General features: G+C 64.0%; 22 protein-coding genes. 16 read left to right on the top strand and 6 right to left on the bottom strand.

Annotation, left to right across the window (positions count from 1 at the left end; all coding sequences use genetic code 11):
* Positions 1-46 precede the first annotated feature (46 nt).
* Positions 47-1,738 (bottom strand): long-chain-fatty-acid--CoA ligase, encoded by a 1,692-nt coding sequence (locus ACH196_RS07450; protein ID WP_396646195.1) that lies wholly within the window; start codon positions 1,736-1,738, stop codon positions 47-49.
* A 379-nt stretch (positions 1,739-2,117) separates the two neighbouring features.
* Between ACH196_RS07450 and ACH196_RS07445 the strand changes: the two genes are divergently transcribed.
* The 11 genes from ACH196_RS07445 to ACH196_RS07395 all read left to right on the top strand — a co-directional run bounded on the left by ACH196_RS07445 (position 2,118) and on the right by ACH196_RS07395 (position 15,083).
* On the top strand, positions 2,118-3,713 hold the full coding sequence (locus ACH196_RS07445) for an ABC transporter substrate-binding protein (RefSeq protein WP_396646193.1): 1,596 nt from the start codon (positions 2,118-2,120) through the stop codon (positions 3,711-3,713).
* A 110-nt stretch (positions 3,714-3,823) separates the two neighbouring features.
* Positions 3,824-4,828, top strand: a complete 1,005-nt coding sequence (locus tag ACH196_RS07440; RefSeq protein WP_396646191.1) for an ABC transporter permease subunit — start codon at positions 3,824-3,826, stop codon at positions 4,826-4,828.
* Between the two features lie 10 nt (positions 4,829-4,838).
* A complete protein-coding gene (locus ACH196_RS07435; protein ID WP_396646189.1) occupies positions 4,839-5,759 on the top strand; it encodes an ABC transporter permease subunit in 921 nt (306 codons plus the stop codon).
* 44 nt (positions 5,760-5,803) lie between these two features.
* Positions 5,804-6,415 carry a hypothetical protein gene (locus tag ACH196_RS07430; RefSeq protein ID WP_396646187.1) on the top strand — a complete coding sequence of 204 codons (612 nt, stop codon included), beginning with the start codon at positions 5,804-5,806 and terminating at the stop codon, positions 6,413-6,415.
* A 288-nt stretch (positions 6,416-6,703) separates the two neighbouring features.
* Positions 6,704-7,555 (top strand): ABC transporter ATP-binding protein, encoded by an 852-nt coding sequence (locus tag ACH196_RS07425; RefSeq protein ID WP_396646185.1) that lies wholly within the window; start codon positions 6,704-6,706, stop codon positions 7,553-7,555.
* Positions 7,552-8,382: an ABC transporter ATP-binding protein gene (locus ACH196_RS07420; RefSeq protein WP_396646183.1), complete on the top strand. Its 831-nt coding sequence runs from the start codon at positions 7,552-7,554 to the stop codon at positions 8,380-8,382. Before ACH196_RS07425 ends, ACH196_RS07420 begins: the two co-directional genes overlap by 4 nt.
* A 356-nt stretch (positions 8,383-8,738) precedes the next feature.
* Complete coding sequence (locus ACH196_RS07415; RefSeq protein WP_396646181.1) at positions 8,739-9,632, top strand: DUF2865 domain-containing protein; 894 nt, start codon at positions 8,739-8,741, stop codon at positions 9,630-9,632.
* Between the two features lie 368 nt (positions 9,633-10,000).
* Positions 10,001-11,590 carry a GMC family oxidoreductase gene (locus ACH196_RS07410; RefSeq protein ID WP_396646179.1) on the top strand — a complete coding sequence of 530 codons (1,590 nt, stop codon included), beginning with the start codon at positions 10,001-10,003 and terminating at the stop codon, positions 11,588-11,590.
* Between the two features lie 11 nt (positions 11,591-11,601).
* Positions 11,602-13,044, top strand: a complete 1,443-nt coding sequence (locus ACH196_RS07405; protein WP_396646178.1) for an amidase — start codon at positions 11,602-11,604, stop codon at positions 13,042-13,044.
* Positions 13,045-13,234: 190 nt separating this feature from the next.
* Positions 13,235-14,263 carry an NAD-dependent epimerase/dehydratase family protein gene (locus ACH196_RS07400; RefSeq protein ID WP_396646176.1) on the top strand — a complete coding sequence of 343 codons (1,029 nt, stop codon included), beginning with the start codon at positions 13,235-13,237 and terminating at the stop codon, positions 14,261-14,263.
* Positions 14,250-15,083 carry a GNAT family N-acetyltransferase gene (locus tag ACH196_RS07395; protein ID WP_396646175.1) on the top strand — a complete coding sequence of 278 codons (834 nt, stop codon included), beginning with the start codon at positions 14,250-14,252 and terminating at the stop codon, positions 15,081-15,083. The genes ACH196_RS07400 and ACH196_RS07395 overlap by 14 nt, the downstream gene beginning before the upstream one ends.
* Before the next feature lie 60 nt (positions 15,084-15,143).
* Here ACH196_RS07395 and ACH196_RS07390 read toward each other — a convergent pair whose 3' ends face one another.
* The 4 genes from ACH196_RS07390 to ACH196_RS07375 are packed head-to-tail and all read right to left on the bottom strand — an operon-like array spanning position 15,144 to position 19,674.
* A complete protein-coding gene (locus ACH196_RS07390) occupies positions 15,144-16,631 on the bottom strand; it encodes a sugar ABC transporter ATP-binding protein (RefSeq protein ID WP_396646174.1) in 1,488 nt (495 codons plus the stop codon).
* A gap of 10 nt (positions 16,632-16,641) precedes the next feature.
* Positions 16,642-17,712: a substrate-binding domain-containing protein gene (locus tag ACH196_RS07385; RefSeq protein ID WP_396646172.1), complete on the bottom strand. Its 1,071-nt coding sequence runs from the start codon at positions 17,710-17,712 to the stop codon at positions 16,642-16,644.
* Between the two features lie 22 nt (positions 17,713-17,734).
* Positions 17,735-18,724, bottom strand: a complete 990-nt coding sequence (locus tag ACH196_RS07380; RefSeq protein ID WP_396646171.1) for an ABC transporter permease — start codon at positions 18,722-18,724, stop codon at positions 17,735-17,737.
* Entirely contained in the window at positions 18,721-19,674 is a 954-nt protein-coding gene (locus ACH196_RS07375) for an ABC transporter permease (RefSeq protein ID WP_396646170.1), read from the bottom strand. The genes ACH196_RS07380 and ACH196_RS07375 overlap by 4 nt, the downstream gene beginning before the upstream one ends.
* Positions 19,675-19,853: 179 nt before the next feature.
* Between ACH196_RS07375 and ACH196_RS07370 the strand changes: the two genes are divergently transcribed.
* The 3 genes from ACH196_RS07370 (at position 19,854) to ydiK (ending at position 22,876) form a co-directional block, all read left to right on the top strand.
* Positions 19,854-20,549: a TetR/AcrR family transcriptional regulator gene (locus ACH196_RS07370; protein WP_396646169.1), complete on the top strand. Its 696-nt coding sequence runs from the start codon at positions 19,854-19,856 to the stop codon at positions 20,547-20,549.
* Between the two features lie 98 nt (positions 20,550-20,647).
* Positions 20,648-21,709, top strand: coding sequence for a dihydrodipicolinate synthase family protein (locus ACH196_RS07365; protein WP_396646168.1), 1,062 nt, complete (start codon positions 20,648-20,650; stop codon positions 21,707-21,709).
* Positions 21,710-21,802: 93 nt separating this feature from the next.
* Positions 21,803-22,876: an AI-2E family transporter YdiK gene (gene ydiK, locus ACH196_RS07360; RefSeq protein ID WP_396646167.1), complete on the top strand. Its 1,074-nt coding sequence runs from the start codon at positions 21,803-21,805 to the stop codon at positions 22,874-22,876.
* A gap of 12 nt (positions 22,877-22,888) precedes the next feature.
* Here the strand turns inward: ydiK and ACH196_RS07355 are convergent, their stop codons facing one another.
* A complete protein-coding gene (locus ACH196_RS07355) occupies positions 22,889-23,584 on the bottom strand; it encodes a cysteine hydrolase family protein (protein ID WP_396646166.1) in 696 nt (231 codons plus the stop codon).
* Between the two features lie 194 nt (positions 23,585-23,778).
* On the opposite strand from ACH196_RS07355, the gene ACH196_RS07350 reads away from it, so the two are divergent.
* Together ACH196_RS07350 and ACH196_RS07345 are read left to right on the top strand one after the other, a co-directional pair.
* Positions 23,779-24,750, top strand: a complete 972-nt coding sequence (locus ACH196_RS07350) for a sugar-binding transcriptional regulator (RefSeq protein WP_396646165.1) — start codon at positions 23,779-23,781, stop codon at positions 24,748-24,750.
* 43 nt (positions 24,751-24,793) lie between these two features.
* The gene (locus ACH196_RS07345; protein ID WP_396646164.1) at positions 24,794-26,230 is read left to right on the top strand and encodes an ABC transporter substrate-binding protein; all 1,437 of its coding nucleotides are present in this window, start codon (positions 24,794-24,796) and stop codon (positions 26,228-26,230) included.
* Positions 26,231-26,261 lie beyond the last annotated feature (31 nt).

Here is a 26,261-nt window from a genome sequence, read left to right as displayed (position 1 = left end):
GCGGCGGATAATAGAGGCCAAACCACCCGATTCACACGGCGTCGCGCTACCCCCGCAGCGCCCGCCGCAGAATCTTGCCGACCGGCGTCTTCGGCAGTTCGGTGCGGAATTCGATGTAGCGCGGGCGCTTGTAGCCGGTGAGGTTGTTCTTGCAGAAGTCGCGGATCATGTCCTCGGTCAGCGCAGAATCCTTCTTCACCACGAACAGTTTCGGCACTTCGCCCGAATGCTCGTCGGGCACGCCGATGGCCGCGACCTCCAGCACGCCGGGCATCGCCGCCACGACTTCCTCCAGCTCGTTGGGATAGACGTTGAAGCCGGAGACCAGGATCATGTCCTTCTTGCGGTCGACGATCTTGGTGAAACCGCGCTCGTCCATGAAACCCATGTCGCCGGATTTGAAATAGCCGTCGGCGGTCATCACCTTGGCGGTCTCGTCGGGCCGGTTCCAGTAGCCGGCCATCACCTGCGGACCGCGGATGCAGATCTCGCCGACCTGGCCGAGCGGCAAATCGTTGCCGTCGTCGTCGCGGATGGCGATGTCGGTGGAGGGGATCGGCAGGCCGATCGTACCGGTGAAGGAGCCGCCGCTGACGCGGTTGGCGGTGGCGACCGGCGAGGTCTCGGACAGTCCGTAGCCTTCGGTGATGCTGACCTTGGTCAGCGCCTGCCAGCGGTCGGCCACACCTTTCTGCACCGCCATGCCGCCGCCCATGGTGAGCACCAGCGCGGAAAAATCGAGCTTTCGGAAATCCTCGTTGTTGAGCAGCGCGTTGAACAGCGTGTTGAGGCCGGGGAAGAAATGGTAGGGCTGCTTCTCCAACTCCTTGACGAAGCCGGGGATGTCGCGCGGGTTGGGGATGAGCAGGTTGAGCGCCCCCTGCTGCATGCCCATCAGCGCGTTCACCGTCAGCGCGAAGATGTGGTAGAGCGGCAGCGCGCAGACAAAGGTGAGGTTTTCCGGCTTGGCCTTGACGCTGTAGGCGTCTTCCAACCACAGCTTGAGCTGCTCAACATTGGACAGGATGTTGCGGTGGAGCAGGGTGGCGCCCTTGGCGACGCCGGTCGTGCCGCCGGTATATTGCAGGAAGGCGACGTCGTCCGGACCGACCTCGACGGGTTTCAGGCGGCTGCCGCCCTTCAGCGCGGTCGGGAAGGGTGTGTGGCCGGGCAGCGACCAGGCCGGCACCATCTTCTTGACGCGGCGTACCACCAGGTTGACCAGCAGCCCCTTGAGGCCGAGCATGTCACCCATGGTCGCGACGACGACATGTTTGATCGCTGTATGCGCCACCACCGCCTGCAGCGTCGCGGCAAAGTTTTCGAGGATGACGATCGCTTCGGCGCCGGAATCCTTGAGCTGGTGTTCTAGCTCGCGCGGCGTGTAGAGCGGGTTGACGTTCACGACGATATAGCCGGCGCGCAGGATGCCCATCATGGCGACGGGATATTGCAGCACGTTGGGCATCATGATCGCGACGCGCGCGCCCTTGGCCAGCCCCTTCGATTGCAGGAAGGCGCCGAACGCCGCGGATTTGGTTTCCAGATCGGCGTAGGTCATCTGCTTGCCCATGCAGGCAAAGGCGGCGCGGCCGGAATAGCGTTTGCAGGCGCCGACCAGCAACTCGCCGATCGAGCGGTCCGGAAGCGGCCCGATCTCGGTGGGAACCGCCTCGGGATAGCTGTTGAGCCAGGGCCTTGCGACCGGCGCGCCCGCCTCGCTGGTGGATGTCGCCATGATACCTCCCGTCGGCGATCGCTTCCTCGTTCCCAACCTCGAGGCAAGCAAAGGCTCAACAGTTGTAGTGCGCCGGCTTCGGCGGTGGCAAGCCTCACGCGACACAACCGCGCTCACGTGGCGTCATGTCGGCGGCAGTGGCCGAAGCCTCCGCCGATGGCCCACAGAAGCCGGCTGATCACGCTACATCCATACCCCCGCTAGAAGCAAAAACTCTAGGCAAAGGGAAAGAAAATCCAAAATTCCGGGCTACACAACAAAACCATTTTCTTCCCAAGCGGAAATCGTATGGGGTGTTCCAAAGCCGGAGAAACGGTGCTTATATGCCGCCTTCGCGAGCCTGCTAGAGGGGCTTGGAATAAATAACAGGGAGCAACCAATGTTAAGGAAACTGACTTTCGCGGCCGCGCTTCTGGCGGCGACCGCGCTGACGGGCGCTGCGAACGCAAAAACGTTCGTGTTCTGCTCGGAAGCCTCGCCGGAAGGATTCGATCCGGGAATCTACACGGGCGGCAACACCTTCGATGCCTCCGCCCACACGGTCTACAACGGCCTGCTGCAGTTCAAGCCGGGCACGACTGAGCCGGTCGCAGCACTCGCCGAAAGCTGGACGATCTCCGATGACGGTCTGCAGTACACCTTCAAGCTGCGCCCCGGCGTGAAGTTCCAGACCACCGAATTCTTCACCCCGACCCGCGAGCTGAATGCGGACGACGTGATCTTCTCGTTCGATCGTCAGTGGAAGGCGGACAATCCCTGGAACAAGTATGTCGAGGGCGCCTCCTGGGAATATTTCGCCGGCATGGGCATGGGCGACCTGCTCGACAAGATCGAGAAGGTCGACGACCTGACCGTGAAGTTCACGCTGAAGCGCAAGGAAGCTCCCTTCCTCGCCAATGTCGCGATGCCCTTCGCCTACATCCTGTCGAAGGAATATGCCGACAAGCTGCAGGCTGACGGCAAGATGAACCAGATGAACCAGATGCCGCTCGGCACCGGCCCGTTCTCCTTCGTCGCCTATCAGCAGGACGCCGTGATCCGCTACAAGGCCAATCCGGACTACTGGGGCGGCAAGCAGAAGATCGACGACCTGGTCTTCGCCATCACCACCGACGCCTCGGTGCGCTACCAGAAGCTGCAGGCCGGCGAATGCCACCTGATGCCCTATCCGAACCCGGCCGACGTCGCAGCGATGAAGAAGGACCCGAACCTGAAGGTGTCGGAGCAGGAGGGCCTGAACGTCGCCTACCTCGCCTACAACACCACGCAGGCTCCCTTCGACAAGGTCGAGGTGCGCAAGGCGCTCAACATGGCGATCAACAAGCAGGCGATCGTCGACGGCGTCTTCCAGGGTCTGGCGACTCCCGCCAAGAACCCGATCCCGCCGACCATGTGGTCCTACAACAATGCCGTCGAGGACGATAAATACGATCCGGAAGCGGCCAAGAAGATGCTGGCCGACGCCGGCGTCAAGGATCTGTCGATGAAGCTCTGGGCCATGCCCGTGTCGCGTCCCTACATGGTCAACGCGCGCCGCGCCGCCGAGCTGATGCAGGCGGACCTGGAGAAGGTCGGCGTCAAGGCCGAGATCGTCTCCTATGAGTGGGCCGAATATCTCGACAAGTCGAAGGCCAAGGACCGCGACGGCGCCGTCATCCTCGGCTGGACCGGCGACAATGGCGATCCGGACAACTTCCTCGACACGCTGCTCGGCTGCGACGCCGTCGGCGGCAACAACCGCGCGCAGTGGTGCAACAAGGAGTTCGACGAACTGGTCACCAAGGCCAAGGAAGCGAGCAGCCAGGAAGAGCGCACCAAGCTCTACGAACAGGCGCAGGTCGTCTTCAAGAAGGAAGCGCCGTGGAACACCATCGACCACTCCCTCGCCATCGTTCCGATGCGCAAGGGCGTCGAAGGCTTCGTCCAGAGCCCGCTCGGCGATTTCAAGTTTGACGGCGTCGACATTGCGGAATAACGCCGTATAAGCCACGATAGCGGGGCGCCCGTTTTGCGGGCGCCCTTTTTTCTTATCCGCAGAAGGCAGCCGGCGAAGACCGGCGTCCGGGGACACGGCGGGAGACATTGATGTTCCGATTTTTGCTAAGCCGGCTGCTGATCCTGATCCCGACCTTCATCGGTGTCTCGCTGCTGGCGTTCTTTCCGATCCGGCTACTGGCCGGCGATCCGGTCGCGCTGTTGTCAGGCGAGCGCGTGATGTCGCCGGAACGCCATGCCGAGATCTCGCACCAGCTCGGCCTCGACCGCCCCTATATCGTGCAGTACCTGGATTATCTCTGGAAAATCGTGCACGGCGACTTTGGCGTCTCGATTTCCCAGAAGGCGCCGGTGCTCGACCAGTTCTTCCAGCTCTTCCCGGCGACGCTCGAACTGTCGCTGTGCGCGATCATCTTCGCCATCGTCATCGGCATTCCCGCTGGCATCCTGGCTGCCGTCAAGCGCGGGTCGATCCTCGACCAGCTCGTCATGGGCACGGCGCTGATCGGCTTTTCCATGCCGATCTTCTGGTGGGGCCTTTTGCTGATCATCCTGTTCTCCGGCATTCTGCAATGGACGCCGGTGTCGGGGCGCATCTCGTTGATGTATTTCTTTCCTTCGGTCACCGGCCTGATGCTGGTCGACTCGCTGCTGTCGGGAGAGCCCGGCGCCTTCAAATCCGCCGCCAGCCATCTGATCCTGCCGACGATCGTGCTGGGCACGATCCCGCTCGCCATCATCGCGCGGCAGACGCGCTCGGCCATGTTGGAGGTGCTGTCGGAGGATTATGTGCGAACCGCCCGCGCAAAAGGCCTGTCTGCCTTCCGGGTCGTCGGCGTGCATGCGCTGCGCAACGCCTTGATCCCGGTGGTGACGACGATCGGCCTGCAGGTCGGCGTCATGCTCGCCGGCGCGATCCTGACGGAATCGATCTTCTCCTGGCCGGGCGTCGGCAAATGGATGGTCGATTCGGTGTCGCGCCGCGACTATCCCGTTATCCAGGGCGGCCTGCTGATCATCGCCGGCCTCGTCATGCTGGTGAATCTGATCGTCGACCTGCTCTACGGTCTCATCAATCCGCGCATCAGGCACTGAGGAGAAGGCCATGGCAAACGTCGTTTCGCCCGCGCCCGCCGGCCCCGCGACCAGCGTCGACCCCTCGCGCCGCGCGCGGTTCACCGAATTCTGGTATTATTTCTCGGAGAACCGCGGCGCCGTCGCTGGTCTTTGCTTTTTCATCTTCCTCGTGCTCCTGGCGATCTTCGCGCCGTTCATCGCGCCGCACGCCCCGCAGGAACAGTACCGCGACGCGGTTCTGGTGCCGCCTTTCTGGCAGGAGGGCGGGCGCTCCGCCTTCCTGCTCGGCACCGACCAGGTCGGCCGCGACCTGCTCTCGCGCCTGATCTACGGCACGCGCTATTCGCTGTTCATCGGCGTTATCGTCACTGTGATCGCGCTGGTCGGCGGCATCCTGCTCGGCGTCATCGCCGGCTATTTCCGCGGCTGGATCGATACGTTGATCATGCGCGTCATGGACGTGATCCTGGCCTTTCCGTCACTGTTGCTGGCGCTGGTTCTGGTCGCGATTCTCGGGCCTGGCCTGACCAATGCGATGATCTCGGTGGCGGTGGTCTACCAGCCGCATTTCGTACGCCTGACGCGCGCCGCCGTGATGGCCGAAAAGTCGCGCGACTATGTCGTTGCGGCCCAGGTGGCGGGCGCCGGGCCGCTGCGCCTGATGTTCAAGACCATCCTGCCCAACTGTATGGCGCCGCTGATCGTGCAGGCCACGCTGTCCTTCTCCAACGCCATTCTCGATGCCGCCGCACTCGGCTTCCTCGGCATGGGCGCGCAGCCGCCGACGCCGGAATGGGGAACCATGCTGGCCGAGGCGCGCGAATTCATCCTGCGCGCCTGGTGGGTGGTGACACTGCCCGGCCTGGCGATCCTGGTCACGGTGCTGGCGATCAACCTGATGGGCGACGGCCTGCGCGACGCGCTCGACCCGAAGCTGAAGCGGAGCTGAATCGCTTGGCCTGCTTCTCGAACATCAGCGAGGCGCAGTCGATCGTGCTTGCCGCGGTGTTCGCAGCGCTGGTCGGCGCGCTGAGCTGGCTTGCCAAGTCCGCGGTGGCCGGCATGGTCTGGTTCTACAACCGCCTGACCCGCGAGATCGAAATGACCGTTGCCCTGCGCGCCGAGATCGAGACGTGCGTGAAGTCGCTTGAGACGTTCGCAAAGGAAGAGACCGCCTCTTCTATCAAGGCGCAGATGGCGGCTTCGCAGGACTATCGAATCTTCGTGCCGCTCGACCGTGACTATTTCATTTTCGATCTGATCAAGCCGGACATCTCACTGCTTCCAGAAGCGTCGATTCGGGAGGTCGTGAAATTCTATGATGGGATGGGAGCTTTCGACACACTGCTCGCCTCGTTTCAGGACGTCCGCTTCGAAAGCTTTCCGGTCGAGCGACGGATGGGCTATATCGACTCGATGATTGGGGCGGCGGCCAACGTTCTTTCCGACGGAGCCGCCGCGACCGAGGTTCTGGCGAACGCACGCCGAAGGCTGCTTGCCAAGCGCAATGTCAGTCTCGCGGTTTTGGTAGTTGGTCTCGGCGTGTCCGCCCTTGGCGCAGGAGCCTTCGCGCGCTCGGTCGCAGCCTACTGCGGAGTAGGCTGATGTTGCCTTCAGCGACCTGCGACGGGTGGTATGATGGGACGAAGCATTTTGCGGTTCTTTCGCGCTTACCACGACATATCGTGACTGACGTAAAGATAACACCTGCGCGCGGGCCTTTCAATGAAAGTAGCGACCGGCGCGGTGCGCAACGATCAGTAGATCGGCCTCGGTCCGGTCGGTCCGTTTATCGGCGTCAGGGCGGCAGGGGGCGGGGCTTTGACGAACGCATATCTTCACCTCTTGTCCAAGGCATAGTGTAGTTTAGTGACAAAACCAAGGAAGGCAAAAATGCCTCTTCTCGAAATCGAAAATCTGGTCGTCGAATTCCAGACGGCATCAGGGCCGTTCCGGGCGGTGGACGGTGTGTCGCTGGCGGTGAGCGAGCGCGAGGTGCTGGCGATCGTCGGCGAGTCCGGATCGGGCAAGTCGGTGTCGATGCTGGCCGTCATGGGCCTGCTGCCCTGGACCGCCAAGGTGACGGCCGACAAGATGACCTTCGGCGGCCGCGACCTGCTTTCGCTGACGCCCGCCGACCGGCGGAAAATGGTCGGCAAGGACATGGCGATGATTTTTCAGGAGCCGATGGCCAGCCTGAATCCCTGTTTCACCGTCGGTTTCCAGATCGAGGAGATGCTGAAAACCCATATGGGCCTCGACCGCAAGGCGCGGCGGGCACGGGCCATCGAATTGCTGAAGCAGGTCGGCATTCCGCAGCCTGAGGAGCGGCTCGGCGCCTATCCGCACCAGATGTCGGGCGGCCAGTGCCAGCGCGTGATGATCGCCATCGCCATTGCCTGCAATCCAAAACTGCTGATCGCCGACGAGCCGACGACCGCGCTGGATGTCACCATCCAGAAGCAGATCCTCGACCTGCTGGTCGGGCTGCAGGCGAAATACGGCATGGGGCTGATCATGATCACCCACAATATGGGTGTCGTCGCCGAGACAGCCGACCGCGTCATCGTCCAATACAAGGGGCGCAAGATGGAGGAGGCCGACGTGCTTTCCCTGTTCGAGAACCCGAAAAGCAACTACACCAAGGCGCTGCTGTCGGCGTTGCCGGAGAACGCTACCGGCGACCGGCTGCCGACGATCGGCGAATTCATGACGGACGGCGGATTCAGGAGTGCCGTGCAATGACCGGGCCGATCCTCGAGGGCAGGAACATCGTCCGCGACTACCATATGCGCGGCGGCATGTTCGGCAAGGCGCGCACGATCCACGCGGTCAAGGGCGTGAGTTTCAAGGTCGACAAGGGCAAGACGCTGGCGATCGTCGGCGAGAGCGGCTGCGGGAAGTCGACGCTGGCGCGCATCATCACGCTGATCGATGCGGCGACGTCGGGCGATTTGCTGATCGAGGGCAAGAAGGTCGATATCGCCAAGGGCGGCCTGACGCCGGAGATGCGCCGAAAAGTGCAGATCATCTTCCAGAATCCCTACGGCTCGCTCAACCCGCGCCAGAAGATCGGCGACGTGCTCGGCGAGCCGCTGGTGATCAACACCGACAAGAGCGCCGAGGAACGGCGCGACCTCGCCATGAAGATGCTGAAAAAGGTCGGGCTGGGGCATGAGCACTACAATCGCTATCCGCACATGTTCTCCGGCGGCCAGCGCCAGCGCATCGCCATTGCCCGCGCTCTGATGCTCAATCCGAGCCTTCTGGTGCTCGACGAACCGGTCTCCGCGCTCGACCTTTCCGTGCAGGCGCAGGTGCTGAACCTCTTGGCCGACCTGCAGGACGAATTCCACTTGACCTATGTCTTCATCAGCCACGACCTTTCGGTCGTGCGCTACATCGCCGACGATGTGATGGTGATGTATTTCGGCGAGGCCGTCGAATATGGCAGCCGCGACACAGTCTTTTCCGATCCCCAGCACAACTACACGAAGACGCTTTTTGCGGCGACGCCGCGTGCCGATGTCGACAGCATCAAGGCCAGGCTGGCGCGCAAGAAGGCCGCCTGAAAGCGTTTTTTTCGGATCGGAGCGCTCTGTCCGATCACGCGGGGGACGGTCCCGAAGCGAAAGCAATGCCGGCGGGCGGCATTGCCCGCAATCACATTTTTGGGATGTCGCGCGGCCGAATCGAGATGAAACCGTCGTAACGGGTTGATTGTCTTGAAGGCCGGAACCTTAACCCTATTTCTTTGCTTTCGAGCAGGGCAATTGACCTTTTCCAGCGTTGCTGCCAATGCGTCGTCACGCGTTTCCACGGCAATCTGGGGTGGTGGGACATGCTGCGTGACAATTCTTTCGATTTCGCTGGGGTTCGATGCCCGCCGACAAGGTGGGACGGCGGCCCTCTATCATGGTTGTCGGGCTTGAAAGCTGGTCTTGGCGGTGTGCTGTCCAAGATCGGTGTAGCTGCCATCGTCGTGACGGCGCTCGCCGGTTCCGCCTATGCGCAAAGCTGTTCCGACCTGTTGCGGCAGGCGGCCCGCGGCGGGGCCAGCGGCGCCGAGGCCGCGGCGCTGACCAGGCAGCTTGCGGCGTTGCAGGCGCTGGAGCGCAAGCGTCAGTGCTCGGGCAAAAGCAGCGGCGGCTTCTTCGATGCGTGCGGCGATCTCAGGAACCGCAAGGCCGAGGTGCAGCGCCAGCTTGCCAAATCGCGTGACGGCGGCGCGGCGGCCCTGCGCGCAAGGGCGGCCGCTCTTGGCTGCGTGGCCGAAAAACGCAAGGCGATCACTGTTGCCAAGCGCGCGCCTTCCGGCCCTTCCGGCCCTTATGTCGGCAGCAATGCCATGCTTTATTGCGTGCGGATGAGCGACGGCTATTTCTTCCCGGTTCCCGGCGCCCAGTTTGTCGATTCCGGCGACTACAAGGAAACGGTCGACCAGTGCGGCTATATCTGCAAGGGCAGCGAAACCTCGGTCTACCGGCTGGACGACCCGGGACTGGAAACCGAGGAGATGGTCTCGGTGGAAACCGGCAAGCCCTATAAGGAACTGCCGACCGCCTTTGCCTATCGCGACAGCGCGAACTTTGAGGGCTGCGATTTCCCGAGTTATTATCGCCGCGTCGAGGAAGCGCGGTCGAGGACGGTGACGCCGCAGAACATGAAGAACGCCTTGATTCCGCTGCCGAAGCAGCGTCCCGAGGACGGCCCGCCGCTGATGGCGCTGACCGAGGAAAAGGCGCCGGCGCCGGCGCTGGCCGAAATGCCGGACAACAGGCCGGTGCGGGTTGTCGGGCCGAATTTCTTCCCTGAAGAATAGGCAGCGCGTGGCTTTGCCATGGGCGATTTCCCGCCAGGACGATCCAGGCTGACGGCCCGGTTTCTTTCCTTGCCGCGTGCTTGACGCGAAGGTTTTTGCCGGCCGGTTTGCGCAATGGTCGACCGACGGAAGCGGTCTTGGCTTGGCGAGGTCCGGCCCTTGGCATTGTCCGCAACATGTCGCTCCGGGGCATGGCGGCTCCACTAGGATTAAAACCAACCAGTTGGTTGACAAGGTTGGCAAGTTGGCTAGGATCGTGATGCCGATTGCGCCGGGCTGCTTATAATGTCCAATCCATATCCGTCGTTTTGTCGTTCGTGCCGGCAAAGGCCGGTGCGACGGCAGACGGGTTCTGACGGGAAGGCTCGATGAGCGGTTTCGACGTCATCATCGTCGGCGCGGGAGCGGCGGGCTGCGTGCTCGCAAACCGGCTGAGCGCCGATCCGGCGCGCCGCGTGCTGCTGCTCGAGGCCGGGCCGGCGGAAATGCCGGTCGCTACCAGAATGCCGGGTGCCTGGATAAGCCTGATCGACACCGAATACGACTGGAAATACCACACGGTGCCGCAGGCGCGCTGCTTCGGCCGCCGCATCGCCTGGCCGCGAGGCCGGCTGCTCGGCGGTTCGGGCTCGACCAACGCCATGGTCTATATGCGCGGGTCGCCATCGGACTACGACCGCTGGCAGGGCAAGGGCTGCACCGGCTGGGGCTTTGACGACGTGCTGCCCTGGTTCCGCAAATCGGAGAACAATCCGCGGCTCGGCGGTTCGCCCATGCATGGCGAAGCCGGCGAGTTGCTGGTGGTCGACGTGCCCGATCACGACCTGGCGGAAAAGCTGTGGGTCGAGGCGGCAAAGGAATACGGCCTGCCTTTCAACGACGATTTTAACAGCGGCGACCAGTATGGCTGCGGCTTCTTCCAGGTGTTCATGAAGGATGGCGAGCGCTGTGGCCCGGCGACCGCCTTCCTTGATCCGGTGCTGTCGCGGCCGAACCTGACCGTGATCACCTCGGCGACGGCGACCAAAACCCTGATCGACAAGGGCAGGGCGCGCGGCATCGAATACCTGCATTTCGGCAAAGTCGAGACGGCTTACGCCGAGACGGATATCGTACTGGCCGGCGGCACGGTGAACAGCCCGCATCTGCTGCTGCTGTCGGGCATAGGCCCGGCCGACGAATTGAAGGCACGTGGTGTTGTGCCGGTGCACGACCTGCCCGGCGTTGGGCACTCGATGCAGGACCATCTCAATGTCGTCGTGACCTTCTCGACGCGCGAAAAGTTCGGGATCGGCGGCATCAGCGAGGCGGAGTGGGCCGACGCAGCGCAAGAATGGGGCGACCGGCGCACCGGCGCGCTGGCCAACCCCTGGTCGACCAGCGGCGGCCAGGCGAAATCGCGGCCGGATCTCGCCGAGCCGGACCTGCAGATCTATGGCATCGCCACGCCGCATCGCGACCACGCGCGCTATATGTCGATCGTGCCGGGCATCTCGATGTTCACCGTGCTGCAGCGGCCGAAGAGTATTGGCACGCTGACGCTGCGTTCGGCCGACCCGCTGATGCATCCGGCGATCGACCCGAAATACCTGTCCGATCCGGACGGCGAGGATTTGCGAACACTGGTCGACGCGGTGGGGCTGAGCCGTGGCATCGCGGCGACCAAAACGCTGGCCAAGCTCAGGCTGACCGAGATGTCGCCGTCGGCGGAGGCTGCGAGCCGCGAGGAGATCGCCACCTTCGTGCGCGCCCAGTGCCAGTCGATCTACCACCCGACCAGCACCTGCCGGATGGGAGTGGACCACGAGGCCGTGGTCGATCCGGCCACGCTCAAGGTGCACGGGCTGGAGGGCTTGCGCGTCTGCGATGCTTCCGTGTTTCCTGACGTGGTCGCCAGCAACATCATGGCGACCGTGATGATGATCGCCGAACGCGGCGCCGAATTCATAAAGAACTGAGGGAGGAAGAATTGGCCGAAGTCACCGAAAGCCTGCTGCGCACTTACGCCGAGTCCGATGGGCTGACGCTGGCCGAACTGGTGCACAAGAAGGAAGTGTCGCCGCTGGAACTGGTGGAGGCGGCGATCGTCACCATCGAGAAGCTGAATCCGACGTTGAACGCCGTGATCCACAAGCACTACGACATGGCACGCCAGGCGGCGACCGACGTGGCCGGCGACGCGCCTTTCGCCGGGGTGCCCTATCTGCTCAAGGAACTGGCGACCTCGTGGAAGGGTTCGCCGAACACCAACTCGTCCTTTTACCTCAAGGGCATCGTGTCCGACTTCGACGCCGAGGTGGTGACCCGCATCAAGAAGGCAGGTTTCCTGCTGGTCGGAAAATCGAACGCGCCGGAAAACGGCTGGTCGATCTCGACCGAGCCGAAACTTTATGGCGCGACCGTCAATCCCTGGCGCGCCGACCTGACTGCCGGCGGCTCCAGCGGTGGATCCTGCGCGGCGGTCGCGTCGCGCATGGTGCCGGTAGCCGAATCCAGCGACGCGGCCGGTTCCATCCGCGTGCCGGCCTCCTGCTGCGGTGTGCTCGGGCTAAAACCGTCGCGCGGCCGGGTGACCATGGCGCCCTATGCCGATGCTTGGCATGGCTGCGCGTATTTCCTCGCCAACACGCGCACGGTTCGCGACACCGCCGCCTATCTCGATGCGGTGGCCGGCGCGTTGCCGGGCGACCCCTACCAGCCGCCGGCGCCGGAAAAGAGCTGGCTGGAACTGTCGCGCCGCGCGCCGAAAAAACTGCGGATCGCCTATTCGGTCACGCCGCCGGATGGGCGCGGGATCGACCCGGAGGTCAGGCAGGTGGTCCTGGATACGGCCAAGCGACTTGAAAACCTCGGCCACACGGTCGAGGAGCACAATATGGCGCTCGACGCCGACAATGCCTGGAAGACCTACACGAATATGAGCTGCGTGCAGACTGCGGCGGTCTTCGACTGGCTGTCGGCGGTGGTCGGCCGGCCGGCGACGAAGGACGATGTCGAGCCGATCACCTGGGCGATCATCGAGCGCGGCCGGGCGACCAACGGCATCCGCCATATTTCGGATGTCGAGGCGGTGCGCCAGATGGGGCGGGCGATCGCCATGGACCTCGACGCCTACGATATTTTCCTCACGCCAACCTTGACGCACCTGCCGCGGCCGGTCGGCTTCTACGACATGTCGATGACCGACCTCGACGCCTACAACGATCTTTGGAGCGACGGCGTGTTCATGTTCCCGTTCGACATGTCGGGGCAGCCGGCGATGTCGATCCCGGTGGGCATGTCGAAATCCGGCGTGCCGATCGGCGTGCAGGCGGTCGGCCGCTATGGCGACGAGGCGACGATCCTGGCGCTGGCAACGGTGCTGGAGCAGGAGATGCCGTGGGCGGGGAGAAGGCCGACGGTTTCGGCATAATGCGCCAAATGTGCCCCCTCCACCGCCTCCGGCGGTCCCCCTCCCCATGAACGGGGGAGGATCCAAGGCGTGCCGGCTGTTCCGCCGCGGTTCCTCCCTTGCGAAGCGGGGGAGGGGGACCACGCGAAGCGTGGTGGAGGGGGCGCGACTACATTTTTGAACGCAGAAAACGTCAGGCTTACGCATTTCCATGACAGACCCAATGCCGCAATCCTTCGAGACAGAGGCCCTCCTCGACGAGTTCATGTCGGCGCCGTCGCCGGAACTGGTGCGCGACCTGGAGCGCGTGCCGGGCGACATTCTGATCCTCGGCGTCGGCGGCAAGATGGGGCCGACGTTGGCGCGAATGGCCAAGCGTGCCGCGCCGGATAAGCGCGTCGTGGCGGTTGCGCGCTTCACCTCGGCGGGGCTGCGCGAGGACCTGGAGGCGTTTGGCATCGAGACCATCGCCTGCGACCTGCTCGACGCCGAGGCGGTGAAAAAACTGCCTCGGCTCGAAAACGTGGTCTTCATGGCTGGTTTCAAGTTTGGGGCGCAGGCCGATCCCGGCCAGACCTGGGCGATGAATGTGCAGGTGCCGGCGACGGTCGCCGATATTTTTCGGAGCTCGCGCATCGTCGCCTTCTCGACCGGCTGCGTCTATCCCTTTGCCACGGTGCGCGAGGGCGGCAGCACCGAGGACGTGCCGCCGGACCCGCCCGGCGAATATGCGATCACCTGCCTCGGGCGCGAGCGCATGTTCGAGCACTATTCGAAGGTGCACGGCACGCCGGGCGTGCTGTTCCGGCTGAACTATGCGATCGACCTGCGCTACGGCGTGCTGCACGACATCGCCAGAAATATCCTCGACGGCAAGCCGATCGACGTGTCGATGGGCCATGTCAACGTCATCTGGCAGGGTGACGCCTGCTCGCAGGCCCTGCGCTGCCTGGCGCATTGCGCCACGCCGCCGATGCCGGTCAATGTCAGCGGACCCGAAATCCTGTCGGTGCGCTGGCTGGCGGCCGAACTCGGCAGGCGGCTGGGCAAGGAGCCGGTGATTGTTGGGGAGGAGGCGGATCGCTCTTGGCTGACCAACACGGCGCGCGCAGCGCAGTTTTTCGGCTATCCGGCGGTGCCTGTGCTGACCATGCTCGACTGGGTGGCTGACTGGCAGCTTGCGGGTGGCCGCAGCCTCGGCAAGCCGACGAAATTCGAGGTGAGAAGTGGCAGCTATTGAGGAGGCAACGGACGTTGTCCTCGGCCGTGCCGACATAGCGGACGCGCTGCTGCTTTCCGACGAGGCGCGCTGGAACCAGACAGCGGCCGACTGGGCCGTCTTCATCGACCATGGCGAAGTCTTTGGCGTCCACGCCGGCGGCCGGCTGGTCGCGACGGCAGCGATCCTGCCCTACGGCGGCGGTTTCGGTTGGGTTTCCATGGTGCTGGTGACGGCCGCCTGGCGACGGCGCGGGCTGGCGTCCCGGCTTATGGGCCGCTGTATCGCTGGCCTACGCGCGCGCGGTTGCGCCGCGCTGCTGGATGCGACGCAGGAAGGCGCGCTGGTCTACGGCCAACTCGGATTCCGCAGCCAATGCGGCATGGCGCGCTGGCGGGGGAGGGGCGGTAGTGCTGTGGGTGTCCGGCGTGGCAGACGGGTTGCGGCGGCAGATCGAGGCGAAATCCTACAGCGCGACCTCGAAGTTTTTGGCGGTGACCGCCGGTTTCTGATGGAAGATTTTCTTGGGCGTGCTGGTACCAAGGTGCTTGGCGATGGAGCCAACTGGATCATGTTGCGCGAGGGGCGGTGTGCGACCCAGATCGGGCCGCTGGTGACTAACAGGGACACTCAGGCGAAAGAATTGCTGGAGATGGCCATAGGTTCGGTTTTCGGGCCGGTCATTCTCGATGTACTCGACGCCGGGGCAGGGCTGAACCCGGTTCTTGAGAAACACGGCTTCGATGCGTTCCGGAGTTTCGAACGTATGGTGCTGGATCGGGCCGGATTACCGGGTGAGCCTGGGGCGCTGATGGTCGCCGCCGGGCCGGAGTTTGGGTGAGGGACCGAATTTGTTGGCGATCTTCCGAATAAACGGAAGCCATCTGGACGGACGCGCCGCTTACTCTGCCGCCACCTTGCCCGCCCCCGTCGCCGCGACCAGCAGTGCGTGCTCATCGAGTCCGGCATTGTCCATGACCGCCGTGACCCGACCTTGGCGCACCACGGCGATGCGGTGGCTGAGCGCCAGGACTTCGTTGAGTTCCGACGAGATCAGGATGATCGCCACGCCTTCGGCCGAGAGGCGGCGGAGCACGGCGTAGATCTCCTGCCTGGCGCCGACGTCGACGCCACGCGTCGGCTCGTCGCAGATCAGCACTTTTGGACGGGCGAGCAACGCGCGGGCGAACAGCACTTTTTGCTGGTTGCCGCCGGAGAGCGAGCCGATCGGCGTGTCGAGCGAGGCGGCGACGAGACGGAGGCCACGCAGGACTTCGCCGGCTTCGGCGCGCTCCCGCCCGAGCCGCAGGAAGCCGCCGAGCGAGAAGCGGTCTAGGGAAGCAGCGGTGGCGTTGCCGGTGACGGCAAGCGGGCCGAAAATGCCGTCGCGCTTGCGGTCCTCGGTCATGTAGACGATGCCGGCCGCCAACGCCTTTGCCGGATCGTCCGGGAGGGACGTGCCGTCGAGATCGGCGGAAAATCCGTCGCGGCGGCGCAGGCCAGCGATGCGGTGGGCGATCGAGGTCCGGCCAGCGCCGACCAGCCCGGCGAGCCCAAATATCTCGCCTCGGCGGATGTCGATCGGGGCGCCGTCTTCGCTCAGGCCGCGTAGGCTGAGCACGGTTTTTGCCTGGCCAGCCAGCGGCGCGGGCGCCGTGTTGGCGGCAACCTCGCGGCCGGTCATCAGCCGAACGAGTTCGCCCGACGTCAGGCCGGCCTTGTTGCGCGTGGCGACCAGCGCGCCGTCGCGCATGACCGAAACCTTGTCGGCGATCTCGAAGATCTCCTCCAGCCGGTGCGAGATGTAGAGGATCAGCAGGCCTTTCCCGCGCAGCGTGCGGATAACGGCGAACAGTTTCGCCTGTTCGGAGATCGACAGCACGGCTGTGGGTTCGTCGAGGATGAGGATGCGGGCGTCGGTGGCGAGCGCGCGGGCCAGTTCGACGAGCTGGCGGTCGGCGACGCCGAGTGTGGCAACCGGCGTGTCGGGCGAGAGCGCGATGCCGTAGCGATCGAGCAATTTTTCGGCGGCACGTGACGCGGCGCGGCGGTCGACCACGCCGAAACGTCCCTTGAACTCGCGGCCGAGAAAAATGTTGTCGGCGACGGTGAGTTCCGGGATCGAGCTGAATTCCTGATAGACGATGGCGACGCCGGCCTTTTGGGCGTCGGCGGGCGAGGCGAAGGCGACCGGCTGGCCGGCGATGGCGATCGTGCCCGAAGTCGGGTGGATGGTGCCCGACAGGATGTTCATCAAGGTGGATTTGCCGGCGCCGTTGGCGCCGCAGACGGCATGGACCTCGCCGCTTTCGGCGGCGAAGTCGACATGGTCGAGCGCCAGCACGCCGGGGAAGCGGCGTGTCAGCGCATGGGTTTCAAGCAGCGGCACGAAGATTTGCTTACTGCGGCAGAAATTCCTTCGGTAGGTCGGTCTTGAACCAGTCGTCGGGACGGTCCGGCTCGTTGAGCTTGGCGGCTTCGGCCGGGTCGAGGTAGCGCGTCGGCACGACGACGGCGGTGGTGGTCGGCTTGCCGGTGAGAATGTTCACTGCCTGTTTGACCGCCTCGCGCCCGACTTCCAGACCACTGGTGACCGAGCCCCACTTGCCCTCCTTGGCGACGAGTTTTGTCCAGCCATTGTAGTCGTCGCCAGGCGACAGCGTGAGCTCGCCAAGCCGGCCGGCCTCGTCGAAGGCCTCGTAGATGCCCATCGACATCTGGCCGGCGGGCGAGAAGGCGCCGTCGATCTCGGGAAAACGCTGCAACAGGTTTTCCGTCAATTGCTTGGCCTTGGCGCGGTCCCAGTCGCCATATTCCGAGCTGATCAGCTCCATGTCGGGATAGTTCTTCAGCACGTCCTGCAGCACCGCGAGCTGCACGACGGCGGCGGAAGAGCCGGCGATCGGCAGCATGGCGAACACTTTTCCCTTGCCGTTCAGCGACTTGGCGAATTCGGTCGCCACCTGCTCGCTGTAGGTCCACTGGTTGACATAGGCGTTCGAGGTGACGGCCGGATCGCGCATGAAATTGTAGCCGATGTTGATCGTGGCCACGCCCTTTTCGTGCGCTTTCTGCAGCGCCGGCAGGATGGCCTTCTCGTCGACCGGCCAGAACAGGATGGCGTCGACGCCGCTGGTCAGCAGATCCTCGATGTCGGCGGCCTGCTTGGTTGGGTTGAAGGCGGCGTCGGTGACTTTCACCTCCTTGATCTCGGGATGCAGCGACGCCTCGTATTTCACCGACTGGGCGGTGAAATTGATCCAGGCGTTGCTGAGATAGCCGGCCGACAGGCCGATCTTCAGGTCGCCGTCCTTCTCGTATTTGGAGGTGTCGAGCGGCTCCTTCGCCCAAGCCATGATCTGGTCGTAGGTTTCCTTCTTGGTCAGGTCCATGTCCTGCGCGACCGAGGCTCCGGTCGTGAAGGCGCCGATCATCGTGGCGGCGATGACGGTTTTGAGATAGTGATGCATTTTCTTACTCCCCTGCTGGTTGCTATTCTTGACTGCGACCACTGCCGCGGCTGCCGATCCACGAATGGGCGGCCGAGGCGGCGATGATGATGAGGCCCTTGATGGTGAGCTGCGCGGCAAACGGCAGTCCGGCGACATTGGCGAGGTTCAGCGCGATGAACAGCACCATGACGCCCGCAAAGGTGCCGCCGACGCTGCCGCGTCCGCCGGCGAAGGTGGTGCCGCCGAGCACGACGGCCGCGAGCACGTCGAACTCCATGCCTGCGCCGGGATTGGTGCCCGACACGCCGGTGCGCGCCAGCAGCGCCAGGCCGCCGAGACCGGCGAACAGGCCGGAGACGATGTAGGCTATGACGGTGATGCGAACGACCGGCAGGCCGGCGAGCCGCGCCGCGTCGGGATTGGCCCCGACGAGATAGACGCCACGGCCGAAACGGGTGCGCGACTGCAGGAAGATGCCGATGGCGACTGCGGCAAGCAGACAGATGACCAGCACCGGTAGCACGTTGCCGAAGATGCGGCTGTTCAAAACTTCGCGGAATCCCGGCGAGACGATGCCGCGCGCCGTGCCGCCCGTGCCCATCTGGACTAGGCCGTAGACGACGATCGACATGCCGAGCGTGACGATGAAGGCCGAGACTTTTCCGTGGGCGATGACGAGGCCGTTGGCAAGCCCGATGGCCGCGCCGCAGGCCGACGCTGCGCCGATGCCGAGCCATAGGTTTTCCGCCTTGCCGTCCATGACCAGGGCGCAGACCACGGCGCTCATAGACACGATCGCGCCGACCGACAGGTCGACGCCGCGCAGCAGCATGACGAAGGTGACGCCGACGGCGGTGACGCCGACGGGTGCGGCCTGACGCACCAGATTGGTGAGGTAGTTCAGCTTGAAGAAGGCGTCGGAGGCGAGACCGGCAAGCAGCAGCAGGACGGCCAGAACAATCCACACCGCCGCCTTCTCCAGCGAAGGCAGGCGCATGCCCCGGGGCAGCGGGCTGGCCACGGCGCTCATGCCGGCTGTGCCAGCCGGCCCGGCCGGTCGGCGAGGATGGCGGCGATGACGATCAGGCCTTTGACCACGATCTGGGTGAAGGCCGGCACCTGCAACAGGTTGAGCAGGTTGTTGAGCACGCCAAGGAAAAGTACCGCGCCGAGGATGCCCACTACGCTGATGCGCCCACCCTTCAGCGGCGTACCGCCCAGCACCACCGCGACAATGGCGTCGAGTTCCAGCCCGTTGCCGGCATTGGGAAAGCCGGTGCCGAGGCGCCCGGCGACGAGCAGCGCGGCGATGCCGGCGCACAGGCCCGATACCAGATAGGCGATGCGGGTGAGCGAGAAGAGGTTGATGCCGGCCTTGCGGGCGGAGTCGGCACTGTTGCCCATGGCGAGCAGGTGCCAGCCGAAGATCGAGCGCTGCAGGCCGTACCAGGCGGCCAGAGCGACCAGTGTGACAAGGAAGAGCGAAACCGGAATGCCGAGCACGCGGCCGTTGGCAAGGAAGGCGATCGACGGCGCCACCTGGCCGATGCTGCGGTCGGTGAGCATGAAGATGAAGCCTTGCAGGACGCTGAGCATGCCGAAGGTGAGGATCAGCGGCGACATGCGCAGGCGGTTGATGAGTTCGCCGTTCACCAGCCCGACAAAGGCGGCAAGTGCGAGACAGGCGATCACGACGAACGGCGTCATGCCCGGAAACGCCTCGAACAGCATGCAGGCGACCACGGTGATGAAGCCGACCAGTTGACCGACCGAAAGATCGATCATCCCACCGGCGATCACGAAGGCCTGGCCGAGCGCCAGGATGGCGAGCGTCGCCGACTGGTCGAGCACGTTGGCGAAATTGGAGACGGTGCGGAACTGTGGAACGGAAATGATGCCGATCAGCACCAGCGCGGCCAAGGCCCAGAAGATTCGGGGCAGATTCTGGTGGAGCGGAGTGCCGATGGCCGCAGGCCGCATTTGCTTTCCATCCCGAAAGTAACTAAATAGTTGGTTATCACGTATGCGGATGGCCGGTCAATATATGCTGGCTGCTCTGGACAACACGTTGGAATAGCTGGATTGTCCCGCGACGGGAGGGATAGTCAGCCAACCGCGGGTCGCAAGATACCACGGAAAAGCAAAGGGAGGGACGACCCATGGCTGGACATCCGACACGCGCGGTCCTCGATAGGACATTGAAGACGGCGGAGGTACGCCCGCCCAAGCCGCGCGACTCGGCGGCGACCCGCGCATCGCTCCTGGCGATGGCGATCAGCGAATTCGCCGACAAGGGGTTTGCCGGGGCGCGGGTGGACGAGATCGCCAACCGCGCCGGCGTCAACAAGCAGTTGCTTTACCATCACTTCGGCAACAAGGACGACCTCTACCGCGTCGCGCTGGAGACGGTCTACTCCGAGATACGCGAGAAGGAAAAGGCACTGCATCTCGGTGACTTGTCGCCGCTGGAGGCGATGCGGACGCTGGTCGGCTACTCCTTCGACTATCTGGTCGCGCATCCGGAATTCATCAAACTGGTCAGCGACGAGAACGCCCAGGGCGCGCCACATGCGGCCAAGTCCGAGGAACTGGCGGAAATGCACTGGCCGTTGGTGGAATTGCTGCGCGAGACGCTGAAGCGCGGCGCGGCGCAAGGCGTCTTCCGCGACGACATGGACCCGGTCAACGTCTACATCTCGATCGCCGGCATCTCGTATTTTTACTTTTCCAACAATCCGACCCTGTCGGCGATTTTTGGCAAGAAGCTGAACACGCCTGAGGCGATCACCCAGCGGCGTGTGCATGTCATCGAGTTCGCATTGGCGGCGCTTCGAAGAAACCAACCAGTTGGTTGACTGTAACTTCGGTTCTGTTACGATTCCTATGACGGTGCCGCCGGCTTGGTTGCCGGGCCGCGACAAAGCGCGGGCACCCGTATTGGAGCAGGGCAGGAATGGGGCTTCATCGCAGTGAATTGCCCGCCGACGTGGCCGAATTGCTTCGCGCCGGTACCGTCATCCCGGCCCAGCCGCTGGCGCTCGACGCCGGGCGGCGGTTCGATCCGAAACGGCAGCGGGCGCTGACCCGCTACTACATCGATGCCGGGGCCGGCGGCCTGGCGGTCGGCGTGCATACGACGCAGTTCGAGATCCGCGACGTCGGGCTGTATGAGCCGGTGCTGTCGCTGGCGATGGAAGCCGCGCGCGATTGGACCGACCGGCCATTGGTGATGATCGCCGGTGTCGTCGGCCCGACCGAACAGGCAGTTCGCGAGGCGCGCACCGCCGTTGGCCTCGGCTATCACGCCGGGCTGCTCAGCCTCGCGGCTTTGAAGGGCCGCACAGAGGACGAGATCATCGCGCACTGCCGGCGCGTGGCAGAGGAGATCCCTCTGGTGGGCTTTTATTTGCAGCCGGCGGTGGGAGGTCTGCCGCTGAACGCAAAATTCTGGAGGCGGTTCTGCGAGATCGACAATGTCGTGGCGATCAAGGCCGCACCCTTCAACCGCTACCGCACACTCGACGTGATGCGCGGACTGATCGAGGCGCGGGCGGAAGACCGCATCACGCTCTACACCGGCAATGACGACCACATCGTGCTCGACCTCGCCGTCCCGTTTTCGATTATGCGCGGCGAGGAGCTGGTGACGGTCCGCTTCCGTGGCGGCCTGCTCGGCCACTGGTCGGTGTGGACGCGGAGGGCGGTGCAACTGCTCGACCGGATCAAGGCCGCCGTTGCGGCGGGTTCGATCCCGGACGAACTCCTAGCGCTTGACGCCCGTGTCACCGATTGCAATGCCGCTTTCTTCGACGTTGCCAACGATTTCCACGGCTGCATCGCCGGCTGCCACGAGGTGCTGCGCCGCCAGGGATTGCTGGAAGGCATCTGGTGCCTTAATCCCGAAGAGGGGCTGAGCCCTGGGCAGGCGGAGGAGATCGACCGCGTGTGCAGCGTTCATGCGGACCTCGCCGACGATGATTTCGTGAGGGCGAACCTGGAACGGTGGCTGGCCTGATGTGACGGCGGCAGGTCATAGCGCTTGACACGGCCGACCGATGTGACGCCAATCAAGCGATTGACAAGCTCGGCGCTGAGGGGTGCGGGCAGTATGTTGCCATACAGTCAGGATATTGGCCGCGCCACGCTGCTGGTGTTGTTCATAGGCGGCCTGCTGCTGGCAAGCTTCTGGGTGCTGCAGCCTTTCCTTCCGGCGATCCTGTGGGCGACAACCTTGGTGCTGGCGACCTGGCCGGTGATGTTGTGGGTGCAGCGTCACACCGGAAACCGCCGCGCTATAGCCGTCCTGATCATGACGGTAGCGATCCTGCTGGTATTGATCATACCGCTTTGGCTCGCGGTCGGCACTGTGCTCGCCAATATCGATGTCATCAGCGACCTGATCCGGACAGCGCTTTCCATGCGGATGCCGTCACCGCCGGATTGGGTAAAGCAGCTTCCGTTGGTCGGCGAAAGCCTTGCGCAAGCATGGGAGCGGATCAGGCAATCCGGCGTGGCCGACCTGGCCTCAAAGCTGATGCCCTATGCGGGAGCGCTGACCCAATGGGTGGCCGCCGCTGCTGGCAGCGTTGGCGCCATGTTCATCCAGTTCCTGCTGACGACGGTCATTGCCGCTGTGATGTATGCCGGTGGCGAACGCGCGGCCGCACAACTCGTGCGCTTCGGGCAGCGGCTGGCCGGCGATCGTGGCGAAAAGGCGGTGCATCTGGCTGGCCAGGCCATACGCAGCGTGGCGCTTGGCGTGGTGGTGACGGCGCTGGCGCAAAGTGTCATCGGTGGGATTGGACTTGCGGTGGTCGGCGTGCCATTTGCCGCTCTCCTTACCGCGCTTATGTTCGTCCTGTGCCTGATCCAGGTAGGCCCCGCCCTTGTGCTGGTTCCTACCGTCGTGTGGCTCTACTATTCCGGCGACGCGGTTTCGGGCACGATATTGCTGGTCTTCACGGTCGTCGCCACCACCATCGACCAGTTCATACGGCCGATCCTGATCCGGCGAGGCGCCGACCTGCCTTTGCTCCTTATCCTGGCCGGGGTCGTGGGCGGGCTGATAGCCTTCGGCATCCTGGGTATCTTCATCGGCCCGACGGTGCTTGCCGTAGCCTACACATTGCTGAATGCCTGGATTGCCGAAGCTGAAGGCCCACGGTCTTCCGCGGAAGAATGACCACCCCAGGCCCTAAATCACTTCGGTATGTGATAGCTGCTTCGCGCCCAACCAGCTCAAAGCTGTCGCGGCATCGGCTACCCAGCCGAATTTCATGGCGAAATTCCTGAGCGTCGCGGCCTGGAGGTCGGGGGCAAAGGACGAGACGCCGTCGGAGATCAGCGTCGTGCGGTAGCCGTGATGGAAGGCTTCTCGCGCCGTTTCCTCGACGCAGATCTGCGTCACGGTGCCGGTGACCAACAGCGAGCGGACGCCGAGCGCACGGAGTTTCGCGTCAAGGTCGGTGGCGTGGAATGAGCCGTAGCCGAACTTGTCGACGATGATATCGCCGGGCAGAGGCGACAGTTCATCGATCACGTTGCCGCATTCCAGTTCGCTGTCCGCGTCCGCATAGCTGCGCCTGACGCCCTGCCAGCAGCATCTGGTTTCCGCCTGGCATTGTTTTGACCACAGCCACATCAGCTCCGGCGTGTCCCTGGCATAGAAGCGCGTGTAGACGACCGGCCGGCCTGCGGCCCGGAATGCGCCTATGAGGCGACGGATCGGCGCGATCGTGATGCGGGCGTCTGGAACCTCCAGCGGCGCGCCGACTCGCACGAAATCATTCTGCATGTCGACGACGAGAAGGGCGGCGGCGTCTGCAACCCGCTCGGCAGGCGGCACGTCCTCAGCGCACCCCCAGTTCGTCGGTATGGCGGCATCGGGCATGGGCGGCAGTCCGGCTTCGGTGGCAGTCAAAGTACGATGGAACAGCAGAGTTATCGTGTCAATATTTAACAACTGGTTGGTTGATATTTTGCTCTTTCGGGAACGCCTTCGGTTCCGTTTCGTGCGTTGACAGGTCTGAAAAATTTTGCAACGTTTGAAAAAATTATCAAGCCACGCCGACTGAGCATGGATCGATGGCAGGGATTGGAAACGGCCTCCGCGACGATGAAAGCAGCATGGCGACCCGTGCCGCCTGGCTTCATTACGCCGGCGGGCTGACCCAGTCGGAGGTCGCCAAGCGCCTTGGCCTGACCAGCCTGAAGGCGCATCGGCTGATCACCAGGGCCAACCAGGAGGGGCTGGTAAAAGTCTATATCGACGGCGAGGTGTCGGAGTGCGTGGTGCTCGAGACCGAGCTCTGCAAGCGCTACGGGCTGGACTATTGCGAGGTGGTGCCGGAGTTCGACGACGAGGCGTTGCCGCTGAAGGCGCTGGGCATTTCCGGCGCGCAGTTCCTGAAGCGCGAGATCGAACGCGGCGAGCCGGTGCTGATCGGCGTCGGCCATGGCCGCACGCTTGCGGCTTGTGTCGAGTATCTGCCGCGGACGTCGGCGGGGTCGATCCGTTTCGTCTCGCTGCTCGGCGGCCTGACCAGAAAATTCTCGGCCAACCCGCATGACGTGATCCACCGGCTGGCCGAGCGCACCGGCGCGGAAGCCTATGTGATGCCCGTGCCGATGTTCGCCAACACCGCCGAGGACCGCGGGGTACTGCTCGGCCAGAAGGGCGTCAGCGAGGTGTTCGACCTTGCCAAGGCGGCCGACCTGCTTTTCGCCGGCATCGGCACCACGGAGCGCGAGGCGTCCCTGGTCGCCACCGGCATGGTCGAACGCGGCGAGATGGAAGAGGTCAAGCGCGGCGGCGGCGTTGGCGAGCTGCTTGGTCACTTCTTCGACGATGAGGGAAAACCGTTCGAGACGGCGTTGTCGGGACGCGTTCTGGCGATCGGCCGGGAGGATCTGCGCAACAGGAGGATTGTCGCCGTCGCCGGCGGCAAGGTGAAGGCCCGCGCCATCAAGTCGGTTCTCGCAAGCCGCTATCTCGGCGGCCTGATCACCGACGAACGCACGGCGCGGTCGCTCGTGGAGGAAAAGCCGGTCGGGTAGCCGGCAAAGTTCGCAACCGAACTACCCTGTGGAGGAGAATGGAATGTACGAGAAAGAGAAAGACCTGATTGGTGCCTTCCTGCGTGGGCAGGTGGACCGCCGCGGCCTGCTGAAGGGGCTTGGCGCGCTCGGCGTCGGCGTCGCAGCGGGCGGCACCCTGCTCGGCATGGCCCAGTCGCGCGCCATGGCCGCGGACTTCGATTGGCAGGCTCACAAGGGCAAGAGCCTGAAGCTGCTGCTCAACAAGCACCCCTATGCCGACGCCATGATCGCCAACCTGCAGGCGTTCAAGGATCTGACCGGCATGGACGTGACCTATGATGTGTTCCCGGAGGACGTTTATTTCGACAAGGTGACGGCGGCGCTCTCGTCCGGCTCGTCGGAATACGATGCCTTCATGACCGGCGCCTATATGACCTGGACCTACGGCCCGGCCGGATGGACGGAAGACCTGAACCAGTGGATCAAGGATCCGGCCAAGACCAGCCCGACCTATGCCTGGGACGACGTGCTCGAAGGCGTGCGCAAGTCCTGCGCCTGGAACGGCCAGCCCGGCGGCACGCTCGGTTCCGACGATGCCAAGCAGTGGTGCATTCCGTGGGGATTCGAGCAGAACAACGTCACCTATAACCAGGCGATGTTCGAAAAGGCCGGCGTGCAGCCGCCGAAGGATCTCGACGACCTCGTTGCAGTTGCCGCGAAACTCACCAAGGATGTCGGCAACAACGTCTACGGCGTCGGCGTGCGCGGCTCGCGTTCGTGGGCGACCATCCATCCGGGCTTCCTCTCGGCCTACGCCAATTTCGGCCAGAAGGATCTCAATGTCACCGACGGGAAGCTGTCGGCGGCGATGAATACGGCCGAATCCAAGGCGTTCCACGCCAAATGGGTGCAGATGATCCAGGAGAGCGGCCCGAAGGACTGGGCGACCTATACCTGGTATCAGGTCGGCACCGATCTCGGCGCCGGCGCTTCGGCGATGATCTTCGACGCGGACATCCTGGGCTACTTCCAGAACGGCGGCACCAAGGAAGCCGGAAAGCTCGCTTTCCATGGCTTCAAGGCCAACCCGGCCGCGGCGGCGCCGACGCCGAATATCTGGATCTGGTCGCTCGCCATGTCCTCCTTCGCCAAGGACAAGGACGCCACCTGGTACTTCCTGCAGTGGGCCTCCAGCGTCGAGCACGCCATCTTCGGCGCGACGAAAATGGATTTCGTCAATCCAGTCCGCAACGCGGTCTGGAAGGACGAGATGTTCGTCGAGAAGCTGAAGAAATATCCCGGCTACTTCGAGATGTTCACGGCCTCCGCGCCCGGCGCCTCGATCAAGTTCACGGCGCAGCCTCTGTTCTTCGACCTGACGACGGAGTGGGCGGCGACGCTCCAGAAGATGGTGGCCAAGCAGGTGCCGGTGGACGAGGGCCTCGACCAGCTTGCCCAGTCGATCGACGGCCAGCTCAAGGAAGCCGGCCTCGGCTGACGCCTGGCGGGCAGGCGTCGTCCGCCTGCCG

The organism is Mesorhizobium sp. IMUNJ 23232, from assembly GCF_044326205.1.
Lineage (GTDB): Bacteria > Pseudomonadota > Alphaproteobacteria > Rhizobiales > Rhizobiaceae > Kumtagia.
Note: the sequence above shows the minus strand (reverse complement) of the source record. Positions and strands in the feature narration are given on the sequence as shown.

Bases quoted from the DNA above. Each gene is read 5' to 3' on its own strand.
- ACH196_RS07385 (WP_396646172.1), bottom strand. From the start codon at position 17,712: ATGCATCACTATCTCAAAACCGTCATCGCCGCCACGATGATCGGCGCC.
- ACH196_RS07440 (WP_396646191.1), top strand. From the start codon at position 3,824: ATGTTCCGATTTTTGCTAAGCCGGCTGCTGATCCTGATCCCGACCTTC.
- ACH196_RS07450 (WP_396646195.1), bottom strand. From the start codon at position 1,738: ATGGCGACATCCACCAGCGAGGCGGGCGCGCCGGTCGCAAGGCCCTGG.
- ACH196_RS07345 (WP_396646164.1), top strand. From the start codon at position 24,794: ATGTACGAGAAAGAGAAAGACCTGATTGGTGCCTTCCTGCGTGGGCAG.
- ACH196_RS07380 (WP_396646171.1), bottom strand. From the start codon at position 18,724: ATGAGCGCCGTGGCCAGCCCGCTGCCCCGGGGCATGCGCCTGCCTTCG.
- ACH196_RS07365 (WP_396646168.1), top strand. From the start codon at position 20,648: ATGGGGCTTCATCGCAGTGAATTGCCCGCCGACGTGGCCGAATTGCTT.
- ACH196_RS07435 (WP_396646189.1), top strand. From the start codon at position 4,839: ATGGCAAACGTCGTTTCGCCCGCGCCCGCCGGCCCCGCGACCAGCGTC.
- ACH196_RS07445 (WP_396646193.1), top strand. From the start codon at position 2,118: ATGTTAAGGAAACTGACTTTCGCGGCCGCGCTTCTGGCGGCGACCGCG.
- ACH196_RS07425 (WP_396646185.1), top strand. From the start codon at position 6,704: ATGCCTCTTCTCGAAATCGAAAATCTGGTCGTCGAATTCCAGACGGCA.
- ACH196_RS07370 (WP_396646169.1), top strand. From the start codon at position 19,854: ATGGCTGGACATCCGACACGCGCGGTCCTCGATAGGACATTGAAGACG.
- ACH196_RS07375 (WP_396646170.1), bottom strand. From the start codon at position 19,674: ATGCGGCCTGCGGCCATCGGCACTCCGCTCCACCAGAATCTGCCCCGA.
- ACH196_RS07400 (WP_396646176.1), top strand. From the start codon at position 13,235: ATGACAGACCCAATGCCGCAATCCTTCGAGACAGAGGCCCTCCTCGAC.
- ACH196_RS07350 (WP_396646165.1), top strand. From the start codon at position 23,779: ATGGCAGGGATTGGAAACGGCCTCCGCGACGATGAAAGCAGCATGGCG.
- ACH196_RS07420 (WP_396646183.1), top strand. From the start codon at position 7,552: ATGACCGGGCCGATCCTCGAGGGCAGGAACATCGTCCGCGACTACCAT.
- ACH196_RS07410 (WP_396646179.1), top strand. From the start codon at position 10,001: ATGAGCGGTTTCGACGTCATCATCGTCGGCGCGGGAGCGGCGGGCTGC.
- ACH196_RS07355 (WP_396646166.1), bottom strand. From the start codon at position 23,584: ATGCCCGATGCCGCCATACCGACGAACTGGGGGTGCGCTGAGGACGTG.
- ydiK (WP_396646167.1), top strand. From the start codon at position 21,803: ATGTTGCCATACAGTCAGGATATTGGCCGCGCCACGCTGCTGGTGTTG.